Origin of the sequence: Salinivibrio sp. AR640, assembly GCF_001995405.1 — a bacterium.
GTDB lineage: Bacteria > Pseudomonadota > Gammaproteobacteria > Enterobacterales > Vibrionaceae > Salinivibrio > Salinivibrio costicola.
Window position 1 is genome coordinate 1 of record NZ_MUFD01000026.1, and the last position, 11,563, is coordinate 11,563.

9 protein-coding genes are annotated in these 11,563 nt (G+C 52.7%); 5 read left to right on the forward strand and 4 right to left on the reverse strand.

Annotated elements, in window-relative coordinates:
* Positions 1–177 precede the first annotated feature (177 nt).
* From argC to argH, 4 genes are read left to right on the forward strand one after another with little or no spacing between them, the layout of a single operon-like run.
* Entirely contained in the window at positions 178–1,188 is a 1,011-nt protein-coding gene (gene argC / locus BZG75_RS12365) for an N-acetyl-gamma-glutamyl-phosphate reductase (RefSeq protein WP_077461541.1), read from the forward strand.
* A 9-nt stretch (positions 1,189–1,197) separates the two neighbouring features.
* On the forward strand, positions 1,198–1,977 hold the full coding sequence (gene argB / locus BZG75_RS12370; protein ID WP_077461542.1) for an acetylglutamate kinase: 780 nt from the start codon (positions 1,198–1,200) through the stop codon (positions 1,975–1,977).
* Positions 1,978–2,032: 55 nt separating this feature from the next.
* On the forward strand, positions 2,033–3,244 hold the full coding sequence (locus BZG75_RS12375) for an argininosuccinate synthase (RefSeq protein WP_077461543.1): 1,212 nt from the start codon (positions 2,033–2,035) through the stop codon (positions 3,242–3,244).
* A gap of 35 nt (positions 3,245–3,279) precedes the next feature.
* Positions 3,280–5,166, forward strand: a complete 1,887-nt coding sequence (gene argH, locus BZG75_RS12380; protein WP_077461544.1) for an argininosuccinate lyase — start codon at positions 3,280–3,282, stop codon at positions 5,164–5,166.
* 17 nt (positions 5,167–5,183) lie between these two features.
* On the opposite strand, the gene BZG75_RS12385 is transcribed toward argH, so the two are convergent.
* From BZG75_RS12385 to BZG75_RS12395, 3 genes are all read right to left on the reverse strand, one after another.
* On the reverse strand, positions 5,184–5,423 hold the full coding sequence (locus BZG75_RS12385; protein WP_077461545.1) for a DUF3624 domain-containing protein: 240 nt from the start codon (positions 5,421–5,423) through the stop codon (positions 5,184–5,186).
* Positions 5,424–5,585: 162 nt separating this feature from the next.
* Positions 5,586–7,037, reverse strand: coding sequence for a dihydrolipoyl dehydrogenase (locus BZG75_RS12390; protein ID WP_077461546.1), 1,452 nt, complete (start codon positions 7,035–7,037; stop codon positions 5,586–5,588).
* A 52-nt stretch (positions 7,038–7,089) separates the two neighbouring features.
* Positions 7,090–7,821: a glutathione peroxidase gene (locus BZG75_RS12395; RefSeq protein WP_077461547.1), complete on the reverse strand. Its 732-nt coding sequence runs from the start codon at positions 7,819–7,821 to the stop codon at positions 7,090–7,092.
* Between the two features lie 147 nt (positions 7,822–7,968).
* On the opposite strand from BZG75_RS12395, the gene oxyR reads away from it, so the two are divergent.
* On the forward strand, positions 7,969–8,877 hold the full coding sequence (oxyR, locus tag BZG75_RS12400) for a DNA-binding transcriptional regulator OxyR (protein ID WP_077461548.1): 909 nt from the start codon (positions 7,969–7,971) through the stop codon (positions 8,875–8,877).
* Positions 8,878–8,945: 68 nt separating this feature from the next.
* Here the strand turns inward: oxyR and BZG75_RS12405 are convergent, their stop codons facing one another.
* Positions 8,946–11,444, reverse strand: a complete 2,499-nt coding sequence (locus tag BZG75_RS12405; protein ID WP_077461549.1) for a penicillin-binding protein 1A — start codon at positions 11,442–11,444, stop codon at positions 8,946–8,948.
* Positions 11,445–11,563: the final 119 nt, after the last annotated feature.

Here is an 11,563-nt window from a genome sequence, read left to right on the forward strand (position 1 = left end):
TTCACTATTTATGAATAAAAATATTTTCTAAGATGAGTCGACCATGATACTAGGTACCGCCAAACACAATATCCTTGCCCTTCGACGACGCTAGCCTGCTTTGCGTGGCTATCCGCTACGCCCTCGATACTCTGCTGCGCCGCAGCACGCCTTAAATATCCATAAAGAGAGACACCCATGACACTTAACACCATTATTGTCGGTGCCAGTGGCTACACAGGAGCCGAGCTTGTCGCCCTTGTCCATCGCCATCCGCAATTGCACTTGGCCGGTTTATATGTCTCGGCAGGCAGTGAAGACGCTAATCGTCCTGTGAGCGCGTTGCACGGGCAACTGCGTGGCGTGGTGGATATGCCACTCTCTCCGTTGACGTCGCCACAGGCGGTGGCTAAACAAGCCGATGTGGTGTTTTTAGCCACCGCGCATGCGGTCAGTCATGAATTGGCGCCGGTTTTTCTGGCTCAAGGTTGCGTGGTGTTTGATTTGTCGGGGGCGTATCGGGTCAATCAAGCCGATTTTTATCCCGAACACTACGGTTTTGCGCACCAATCGCCGACATGGCTTGAGCAAGCCGTGTATGGCTTGGCCGAGTGGCAGGGTGAGGCATTGCAAGCAGCGCAGCTGGTCGCCGTACCTGGGTGTTACCCCACCGCTAGTCAATTAGCGCTCAAACCTGTGCTGGATGCAGGCTTGTTGGATAAACAAATGTGGCCGGTGATTAATGCTACCAGCGGCGTGACGGGCGCGGGGCGCAAAGCGAGTCTGACCAACAGTTTTTGCGAAGTGAGCCTGCATGCCTACGGGGTGTTTTCTCATCGTCATCAGCCAGAGATTGCCACACACCTTGATACGCCGGTGATTTTCACCCCGCACCTTGGCAGCTACAAACGCGGCATTCTTGCCACCATTACCGCCAAATTAGCACCAGATGTTAGTGAGGCGGAGGTGGGGCAGGCACTCACTCACGCCTACCAAGAGGCGCCGCTGGTACGGGTGCTCCCAGCCGGCGAGGTGGCCAAGCTACAAGCGGTGCAATACACCGGCTTTTGCGATATTGGCTATCAGGCCGCGCATGGGCATCTGATCCTCTCCAGTGCGATTGATAATTTACTTAAAGGCGCGGCCAGCCAAGCCGTGCAGTGTTTAAACCTGAAGTTTGGCTTTGCCGAAACTACCGCGATTGTCTAGGAGAAACGGATGAAAACGCCATTAGTGATTAAATTAGGCGGCGCGGCACTGAGCTGCAGCGAGACCCTCGCCAAGGTTTTCGGCGCGATCAATACCTATCGCAGTGAGGCGGAGCGCCCGTTAGTGCTGGTGCATGGTGGCGGTTACTTGGTCGATGATCTGCTCAAAAAGCTCAACCTCACCAGTGTCAAAAACCAAGGCTTACGGGTCACGCCCGCCGACCAGATTGATTATGTCACCGGTGCGTTGGCAGGGACAGCAAACAAGTTGCTGTTAGCCCAAGCACGTAAAGCAAACATTAAAAGCTGTGGCTTGAGCTTGGCCGACGGTGGCCTGTGTCAGGTCAGCCAGCTGGACCCTGAGCTGGGTGCGGTGGGAGAAGCCAGCGCCGGCGATCCCAGCCTGCTGCAGGCGGTACTGGCCGCAGATTGTGTCCCCATTATTAGCTCGATTGGCATCAGTGACCAAGGTGAGCTGATGAACGTTAATGCCGATCAAGCAGCGGTCGCGGTGGCTACTACCCTCGGGGCGGAGCTAGTGCTGCTGTCGGATGTCAGTGGTGTATTGGATGGCAAAGGCCATCTACTGCCCTGTTTGACCGAGCTGGATGCGCAACACCTGATAGAAAAAGGCGTGATCACCGATGGCATGGTGGTCAAGGTCAACGCGGCGTTTGCCGCCGCCCGCGAACTGGGTAAACCGGTGGAGATTGCCACTTGGCGTTACCCAGAAAAACTCACCCAATTATTCGATGGCCAGCAAATCGGCACCCGGTTTAGCGCCAGTTAATAAGACGTATAACGACGCTACTCAAACCGTCGCATCATGATTTAAGGAGAGCAAGATGAGCAAAGTCAACAAAGTGGTACTGGCCTATTCGGGTGGATTGGATACCTCGGCCATCATTCCCTGGCTAAAAGAAAACTATGACTGTGAAGTCGTCGCCTTTGTCGCCGACGTCGGTCAAGGCGAACAAGAGCTCGAAGGCATTGAGCAAAAAGCGCTCGCTTCGGGGGCATCACAGTGTTTTATCGCCGATCTAAAACACGAAATGGTAGCGGATTATATTTATCCCAGCCTGAAAACCGGTGCGGTGTATGAAGGCAAGTACCTACTTGGCACCTCGATGGCGCGTCCTATCATTGCCAAAGCGCAGGTCGCGTGCGCCCTCGAGGTCGGCGCGGATGCGCTTTGCCACGGCTGTACCGGAAAGGGGAACGATCAAGTCCGTTTTGAGAGCACCTTCTCCGCGCTGGCGCCGCAGCTGAAAGTGATTGCGCCTTGGCGTGAGTGGGATCTCACCAGTCGTGAAGCCCTGCTCGATTACTTGGCCGCCCGTGATATTCCGTGCACGGCGAGCCTTGAGAAAATCTATTCACGTGATGCCAATGCTTGGCACGTCTCAACCGAAGGCGGCGTGTTAGAAGATACCTGGACGGCGGCCAACCAAGATTGCTGGGTATGGACTGTCGCGCCGGAAGAGGCGCCCAATACGCCCGAGTTTGTCATCTTGGGAGTACAAAGCGGGGAAGTGGTCTCGGTCGATGGTGAATCCATGTCGCCTTATGACGTGCTAACGCTATTGAATGACAAAGGTGCCGAACATGGCGTGGGACGGATTGATATCGTTGAGAACCGTTTGGTGGGGATGAAATCCCGCGGCTGCTACGAAACCCCGGGTGGCACCATCATCATGGAAGCGCTGCGCGGCGTTGAACAATTGGTGCTAGATAAAGAGAGTTATCAGTTCCGTGAGGAGCTCGGTTTAAAAGCCTCTCACCTGATTTATGATGGGCGTTGGTTTACGCCACTTTGTCAGTCGATTGTTGCCGCGGCCAATTCCCTTGCCGCGCCGGTAACGGGCGAGGTGGTGATCAAACTCTATAAAGGGCAAGCGACGGTGGTACAAAAGCGCTCGACCAATAGCTTGTACTCGGAAGACTTTGCCACTTTTGGTGATGATGACGTCTACGATCACAGCCACGCCGAAGGCTTTATCCGTTTGTATTCGCTGTCGAGCCGGATTCGGACACTGAACAAACAAAAACAATCCTAATTAAAAAAGCATCGTGAGCAGTAAGGAGAGACAGCATGGCATTATGGGGCGGACGCTTTAGTCAAGCAGCAGACAAACGGTTTCAAGCGTTTAATGATTCGCTGCGCTTTGACTATCGCTTAGCAGAGCAAGACATTGTGGGCTCCATTGCTTGGTCGAAAGCCTTGCGTTCAGTGGGCGTGCTGAGTGATGACGAGCAACAGCAATTGGAGCTCGCGCTCAATGAGCTCAAGCTGTCGGTGATGGAAAACCCTGAGCAGATCTTAAACTCAGAGGCCGAAGATATTCACAGCTGGGTTGAGCAGCAACTGATCGATAAAGTCGGGGATTTGGGCAAAAAGCTGCATACCGGACGCTCGCGCAACGATCAGGTGGCCACGGATCTCAAGCTGTGGTGTCGCCAGCAAGGCCAGCAAATCTTGCTGTCTCTCGATAAGCTTCAGCAGCAGCTGGTGGATGTGGCGGGTCAGCACCATGGTACCGTGCTGCCTGGCTACACCCACTTGCAGCGTGCACAACCGGTGACCTTTGCCCATTGGTGTCTGGCCTATCTGGAGATGTTTGAGCGTGATACCACGCGTTTGCAAGATGCGCTTAGTCGCTTGGACACCTGCCCACTCGGATCGGGGGCGCTGGCAGGCACCGCGTACCCGATTGATCGCGATGCCTTGGCACAAAACCTGGGATTTAAACGGGCTACCCGTAATAGTTTGGATTCGGTCTCGGACCGCGATCATGTGATGGAGATGATGTCTGCTGCATCCATGTCGATGTTGCATCTGTCACGGATGGCCGAAGACATGATCTTCTATAACTCGGGCGAGTCCGGGTTTATCGAGCTGGCGGATACTGTCACCTCAGGCTCGTCGCTGATGCCACAAAAGAAAAACCCCGATGCGTTAGAACTGATACGTGGTCGAACGGGTCGGGTGTATGGTTCCTTGTCGGCAATGATGATGACGGTGAAAGCCTTGCCGCTGGCTTACAACAAGGACATGCAAGAAGACAAAGAAGGGCTATTCGATGCCATGGACACCTGGCATGACTGCTTAGACATGGCGGCCCTGTGCTTTGAAGGCATCACCATCCATAAAGACAAAACCTTGCAAGCGGCGCAGCAAGGTCATGCCAATGCGACCGAGCTGGCCGATTATTTGGTGAGCAAAGGGATCCCGTTCCGTGAAGCCCACCATATTGTTGGCGTGGCGGTGGTGTCAGCCATTGAGCAAGGGTGTGCGCTGGAAGCGCTGCCGCTAGAAACCTTGCAGCAATTCTCACCGGTGATTGAAGATGATGTGTATGCCATGCTCACGATTGAATCCTGCCTGGCCCAACGTCGGGCACTGGGAGGGGTGGCACCTGAGCAGGTCAGCTTTGCTATTCAAGAAGCGCAAAAGCGCTTGGATAAGCGCTTTACCCCCAAAGTCACGGTGCGCTCGGCGCGGCTCACCGATTTGGATACCATTGAAGGCATGGTGGTGTATTGGGCGAAATTGGGGGAGAACTTACCGCGCGACCGTCATGAATTAGTGCGTAATATTGGCCTGTTTGCAGTATCTGAGCATCAAGGGGATTTGACCGGCTGCGGATCGCTGTATATTTACGACTCAGGGCTGGCAGAAATTCGCTCCTTAGGGGTTGAAGCGGGCTGGCAGCGCCAAGGACACGGCACGGCGTTGATGATGCACTTGATTAAAAAAGCCAAGCAAATGGCGATTGAGCAAGTCTTTGTCCTCACCCGGGTGCCCGAGTTTTTCACCCAGTTGGGCTTTACCTCAGTGTCGAAATCGCAATTGCCAGAGAAAGTGATGAAAGATTGTGAAATCTGTCCGCGCTTCCACGCCTGTGATGAAGTGGCTCTGACCTATAACATTGCGGGGCCGGCGACGATCTCTACCTTCTCACATGCAGAGATTGAGTAAAAAAGTGTGGGGCGGCTTTAGGGCCGCTTTCTGTTGCGCCGAAACGGATAAATCAGCAAATGAAGCAGCAGCAGCGCGCTGGCAGTGCCAGCGGCGAACAGTAATGCGATCGATTCAACTTGCCGTGGCGTGTCGGCATAGGCCCACCACCAAAACGGCCAAAGTATGGCAGAAATGACAGCAAGTTGGGTCATACAACGCGTGCAGCGTCCTAACTTCTGCTTCCAAATGCCAGATTGACAATATTTACAAGCCATATGGGCTCTCTTGGTCAGTGAGGGCGGTACGCCATTGTGGCGCAGTGAGTCGTTGGATACAAAAAAGCCCTCCGCGAAGGAGGGCAAAAGGTAAGCAAGTGCTTGGGGAAGCAACAGGCATTGCCTGTAAAGCGCCGAGCGTTCGGCGAAAAGGACAGTGAATTAGCAGCCTGGGCCGCAATCCATGCAGTGTTTGATCATCTCTGGCCCGAGTTTGAGTTTGGCGTTGACATCACGCAGTGCGGTACGTACCCCTTCTTCAATTACTGGGTGATAAAAGGGCATATCCAACATTTGCGAAATGGTCATTTGGTTTTGGTGAGCCCAGGCGAGTAAGTGTGCTAAGTGCTCGGCGTTCGGCCCAATCATTTCTGCGCCCAAGAAACGTCCTGTGCCTTGCTCGGCATAAACATGCAATAAGCCTTTATTGCGTAGCATGACCCGTGAGCGACCTTGTCCCTCAAAGGAAACCACACCGATTTCAAAACAGCCACATGTGCCGAGACGATCGGTAATTGCTTTATAGCTTTCGCCCATCATCGCAATTTGTGGATCGGAGAAGACCGCGGATAGCTTGCTACGGCGCAGTCCCGCACGGATATCTTTGCCGCGCCCCGCGTTGTCACCGGCAATTCTGGCTTGGTCAGCCGCTTCGTGCAGCAGTGGAATTTGGTTGTTAGCATCACCGGCAATAAAAATATGCGCTGCGGTGGTTTGCAGGGTGTAGCTATCGGCTACTGGGACACCGCGTGCGTCTACTTTGATGCTGGTCGCGTCAAGGTTAAGTTTGTCGACATTGGGGCGACGACCGGTGGCGGCAACCACGTAATCAACCCAACGCAACTGGCTTTCGCCGTTTTTGTCGCGGTAACGGATTTGGACCTTATCACCTTCACGGATCATCTCTTCAACCTTGGCATCGGCATCGAGATAAAACTCCTCGCTGAAGGTTTTATCCGCATATGCCATGATATCTGGGTCGGTGAGTGGACCCACTTGGCCGCCGACGCCAAACATAGTCATCTCGACACCGAGGCGGTGTAACGCTTGACCCAGTTCAAGGCCAATCACGCCCGGACCAAACACGGCAACCGATTCAGGTAAGTCATCCCATTCGAAAATATCATCGTTGACCACCAAACGATCACCGAGGTGATTCCAGGCCTCTGGCCAGCTCGGACGTGAGCCGGTCGCAATCACAATGCGGTCAGCATGGATAGTGGTGTGATCGTCAACCATCAAGGTATGATCATCGACAAAACGTGCATAGCCATCGATTTTGTCTTGAGCGGGGATGTCGTCGACACTTTCCAATACAAAGCCGACAAAGCGATCACGCTCGCGTTTAACCCGATCCATTACCTCACGACCATTTATCTCGGTACTTCCGCCTGGGTAGACACCAAAACCGGGCGCTTTATCGATATGGTGCGCCGCTTCGGCGGCCGCAATTAACAGTTTGGATGGCATGCAGCCAACACGTGCACAGGTGGTGCCATACGGGCCGCCTTCAATCATCACCACGCTATCTGTCTGTGCTTTTGCCGCGCGATAGGCACCGAGTCCGGCGGTCCCGCCACCAATCACAGCCACATCAACCGTTAATGTTTTCATTGCTTTCTCCTGGGAAAATAACGGGCGGCAAGGCTGCCGCCCAAACAGCGGATTACTGGTTTAGGTAAGTGTCGAGCTCTTCGCTGCCACCGATGTGACGGCCACCGATAAATACTTGTGGCACCGTGGCACGGCCGGTGACTGCGCGTAAAGAGACCGTGGTGGCATCTTTACCGAGGATAATTTCTTCGAACTGAAGTCCTTCATCGATCAGTGCTTGTTTTGCTTTGGCACAGAATGGGCAGCCTGGCTTGCTAAACACGGTGATCGAATCTTGCAGTTTATGCTCAGGAGCAATATAGCCCAGCATGGTGTCGGCATCAGAGACCTTGAACGGGTCACCTGGTTCGTTTGGCTCAACAAACATTTTTTCGACCACGCCGTTTTTCACCAGCATGCTGTAGCGCCATGAGCGTTTGCCAAAGCCAAGATCATTTTTGTCGACCAGCATGTCCATGCCATCGGTGAATTCACCGTTACCATCAGGTAGTACATGGATGTTGTCAGCATCTTGGTCGGCTTTCCATGCGTTCATTACAAAGGTGTCATTGACCGAGACACAAACGATGTCATCAACGCCGTGTTGTTGAAAGACAGGGAACAGCTCGTTATAGCGTGGCAGATGCGAAGAAGAACACGTCGGGGTGAACGCGCCTGGCAGGCTGAACACAATGACGGTTTTGTTGGCAAAGATGTCATCGCTGGTCACGTCTTTCCACTGATCGCCTTCGCGAGTGCGGAAGGTTACTTGTGGTACTGGCTGGCCTTCTTTGGTTGCTGTCATGAATCGTTCCTTTTGTTTTCAATTAAAGTTGTTAAGCGAGAAGTGACTCGCTGTGTTTTGATGGGTCTAGTATTGCTAAATAAGATTGATAGCTCTAATCGCTTGATGCTATGGTTTTGATAGTTATCCCCTATAGAAGAGACAACGATGAACATTCGTGACTTGGAGTATTTGGTTGCGTTGGCTGAACACCGACATTTTCGCAAAGCCGCTGAGGCTTGCTTTGTCAGCCAGCCGACCTTGAGTGGCCAAATTCGTAAACTGGAGGATGAACTCGGCGTCAGCTTACTTGAGCGTACCAGTCGTCGGGTTTTGTTCACCGATGCCGGTATGAGGTTAGTACAGCAAGCACGTAACGTATTGCGGGAAGTCACAATTTTAACCGAATTGGCCAGTGAGCAAGGTGAAAGTATGACCGGCCCCCTACATATTGGCTTTATTCCCACCGTGGGGCCGTATCTATTACCCAAAATCATTCCGATGCTGCGAGATTGTTTCCCAGATTTAGAGCTGTTTATTCATGAGGGACAAACCCAGCAACTGGTTCAGCAGTTGGAAGAAGGCAAGCTCGATTGCGTTATCCTAGCCTCTGTCGAAGAAACACAGCACCTTAAAGAGCTGCCACTCTATGATGAGCCGATGTTGCTTGCGGTCAACGAAAAGCACCGGTTGGCGGAATGTGCTGAAGTTGCGCTTGATGTGTTAGACGGGGAAACCTTGTTGATGCTGGGCGATGGCCACTGTTTGCGCGATCAAGCCATGGGCTTTTGTTTTAAAGTCGGTGCGCAAGAGGATCAACGTTTCCGCGCGACCAGTCTAGAAACGTTACGCAACATGGTGGCCGCAGGAAGTGGGATTACCTTATTGCCTCAGCTGTCCGTGCCTGCCGATAAACGCGATGGTGTGGTGTATATCCCCATTACGTCACCGACGCCGTCGCGACAAATCACGCTCGATTATCGCCCTGGATCACCGTTACGAGGACGATATGAACAGCTTGCGGACGCCATTGGTGGCCAGATGACCGCGATAAGGAGCGGCTTAAATCACCGCTAACACAAGATACTGGCATTGAGGTGACAACGCCCACGGATGTGGGCGTTGTGGTTTAAGCGTTTATCGAGTTAAAACAAGGATTCCGTGCTGGACTCGTAAATGTTGCCATCAGACTGATCCGATACATATTCTGTCGGCTCGGTGCCTTTGATAAAGTACTCAAACATCGAGGTATGATCGGTTTTTCTTGTCAGCAGTCCGGTCTCGCGATCGATCCGTACTTTGACTATGCCGGACGGCACCACTTTATTTTGCTCTGGCACGTCAGCGAGAGCTTGTTGCATAAAGTCAATCCAAGCAGGTTCTGCGGTTTTCGCGCCAGATTCCGCCCCATAAATCGGTTGACGCTCGTCGCCTAAATTAGCATTACGAGTGGTGCGACCGAGTTCACGCGAATGATCATCAAAGCCAACCCAAACCGTGGTGACGATACCTGGGCCATAGCCAGTGTACCAAGTATCCTTTGAGTCATTGGTGGTCCCGGTTTTACCGCCGATATCGCGACGTTTAAGCGCTTGAGCGCGCCAGCCCGTGCCGTTCCAACCGGTGCCATAACGCCAATCGCCGCCGCCCCAAATGTTGCTTTGCATCATTTCGCGCACTAAGAAGGCATTTTGTTCATCAATCACTTGCTTGGCATTGCTCGGTGTTGGTTGGTCATTACCATTGTCCGTCAATAAGTTTTGCTCATTAAACGGGTCAGCTTTTTCCGGTTTGCGCTCACAGTGGTCGCATATAACCGGTGGGTTGGCACGATAAATTTCCTCACCGAAGGGCGTTTCTACCCGATCGATGATGAAAGGCCCCATAAAGTAGCCACCATTGGCAAATACGCTAAACCCTTGTGCCATTTCGACGGGGGTTAAGCTGCCTGCCCCCAGAGCAATCGCTTCAGCGCGAGGGAGATCATCACGTTTAAAGCCAAAGCGAGTCAGATAATCTAAGGTATCGTCCAAGCCAACACGACGGAGGACACGCACCGCCATGACGTTTTTCGACTGGGCTAATCCCAATCGTGCGCGCGTCGGGCCGGCATAGCGTGGCGGTGAGTTTTTAGGACGCCATGCCACCCCTTGGCTGCGATCCCAACGGTTAATGGGCGCGTCATTGATAAGGCTGGCTAGCGTCATTCCCTCATTGACTGCCGCCGAGTAAATAAAGGGCTTGATACTTGAGCCCACTTGGCGAACTGACTGTGTGGCACGGTTAAACTTGGAGTGGACAAAGTTAAACCCACCGACCAAGGCTTTGATTGCCCCCGTTGACGGAGACATAGAAACTAAGGCCGTATTGGTGGTAGGTACTTGCGCCAAATGCCAGCTGTCATTGACGCGACGAATAAACACTTGTTGGCCACTGGCGAGGAACGCATCAGCGCGTTTAGGGGCCGGCCCTTGACGGCTATCAGTAATGTATGGGCGCGCCCAGTCGAGTCCTTTCCAAGGCAGCTCGATATCACGACCATTAGGGCCGACAACCTGAGCCGATTGTGCCTTTACATCGGTCACGACCGCAGGCTCCAAGGGGCCGTAACTGGGTTGCTTGGCAAGGTGATCAACAATACGTTGATGTTGCCAGCGTTCGCTAGGTGCTTGCCAAAGCGTGGCTACTGGGCCACGAAAACCATGGCGTCGGTCATAGGCGAGGATATTCTCTATGGCGGCGTGATTGGCCGCGCGCTGCATATCCGCATCCACACTGGTGAAAATACGTACCCCTGAGGTATAGGCGTCTTCGCCAAACTGCTCAATCGCCCAAGCCCTAGCCATTTCAGCAACATAAGGTGCTGAGAGCTCTATTTCGGCGCCATGGTAGCTGGCGACAATAGGCTCATTTTTCGCTTGCTGGTATTCCGCATTAGAAATGTAGCCCTCATTCAACATGCGGCCGAGCACTACGTTCCGTCGCTCGGTTGAGCGTGAAAGCGAGTAAAGTGGGTTCATGGTGGAGGGCGCTTTGGGTAACCCCACGATCACGGCCATTTCGCTTAAGGTCAGTTGATCTAAGGTTTTGCCAAAATACACGTGTGCGGCTGCCCCTACGCCATAAGAGCGATACCCCAAGAAGACTTTGTTGAAATAGAGCTCAAGGATCTCTTCTTTACTGAGCAATTGTTCGATATGCACCGCGATAAAAATTTCTTTTATCTTGCGCATAATTCGCTTTTCGTTGGTCAGGAAGAAGTTTCGTGCTAGCTGTTGGGTGATGGTGCTGGCCCCTTGCTTGGCACTGCCAGACATGGCGACAACCGCCGCGGCACGAACAATACCAATAGGATCAATGCCTGGGTGTTGATAAAAGCGGCTATCTTCGGTGGCAATTAAGGCATCAATCATAGGTTGAGGTATATCCTCGAGTTTGACTGGAATACGCCGTTTTTCGCCGAATTGCGAGATTAACTCACCATCTGCGCTATAGACCTGCATCGGAGTTTGTAGCTCAACATCTTGCAATGTCGCCACATCGGGGAGGTCGGGTTTCACATAAAGGTAAAACCCAAAGATTGTTGTGACTCCAAGCACTGTGCAAACCAGTGCAAAGATAAGCAAACGCTTTATGAACTTCACCTGAGATTTCCCGTTTCGTTGCCGTTTAGCCGTTTAATAATCATACGTGAGTAGTATAAAGGCACCAGCATAAAAAATAACCCGTGATGAGGACAGTTTTGTAAATACTGACCTTACTC